At 40.9% G+C, this 1,026-nt stretch carries 1 protein-coding gene; it reads right to left on the reverse strand.

What is annotated here, in order from left to right:
* Positions 1-1,026: IS21 family transposase (gene istA, locus ASU35_RS17405; RefSeq protein ID WP_187142797.1), on the reverse strand; the 1,026-nt coding region annotated here is incomplete at both ends.

The raw sequence follows: 1,026 nt of genomic DNA on the forward strand, positions 1-1,026 counted from the left end.
AATAAATGTGTATGTAATTGTCATATACCTGTAATTTCATCTCCTTTCCAATGTACTCCGGCGGTACGGAATACTGTGAATTTTTGTATGTTACCATACTGGATGGATTTACCCTGGAACGGTATGTGTCAATCCGATAATGCTTTCTTATTTCTTCTGTGGGAAGGGGATTTAAGAAAGCTTTTTCTTTTTCAAAATAAAGCAGCGGAATTCTTCCCGTTCCCTGGTTTACCTGGCTGTTGATGCGGTTGTTGATACGTTCTATAAGTTCACATAATTCAGTATAATCAAGCCGGCCGCTATAAGCACGTATTTCATCCAGTATCTTCATTGGTGCTTCCACCTTTGCCTTGGTCTGCGGTCTCCCTGCAATGCATGGCCGAATCTGAAAGCCGTAATCTTTGGCAAACTGTTCAAAACGGACATTGATTTTGCCTTTGGAAGCATCTGTTCTTGACTGATCCATAACCGTTTTCATGTTGTCAGTAACAATTTCCTGCGGAACCCCGCCAAATGTCTCTAATGCATCGTTTAGAAGTGCGAGAAGAACATCCTGTGTTCTGCTTAAAGATAAGCGGTATACACGGAACCGTGAATATGAGAGCAGTAGGACAAGGACATTGATGGTTATGGTTTCTCCTGATTTCAGCACAAACGGAATGTTTTCTTTCCAGTCAAGCTGTGCCTGCTTTCCGGCCGGTGTTTCAAAACGGATGACCGGCCTGTCTGCATTGGATGGCTTTTTTTGTTTAAAATACGCCGCAAACTCTTCATGAGAGTTAATGTAATGACAAAAGTTGGAATATTTGCAGTCATTTAATCCGTGGTTATCAACCAGGTACTGCCACAGTATCCTTTTATAATAAAAGACCTGTGAGTTCTGCCCGGAAAGCAGTTCCTGTATTACATCGTAATATTTATCCAGACGCGAGCCTTTTTTTCTTTTTTTTGATTTCTGAAAACCATTTATATACTTGTCAACAGTTCTCCTGTCAACACCAAGCTCTCTTGCAATCTGGCTTTTAT

Origin of the sequence: Acetivibrio ethanolgignens, from assembly GCF_001461035.1 — a bacterium.
Classification (GTDB): domain Bacteria; phylum Bacillota; class Clostridia; order Lachnospirales; family Lachnospiraceae; genus Velocimicrobium; species Velocimicrobium ethanolgignens.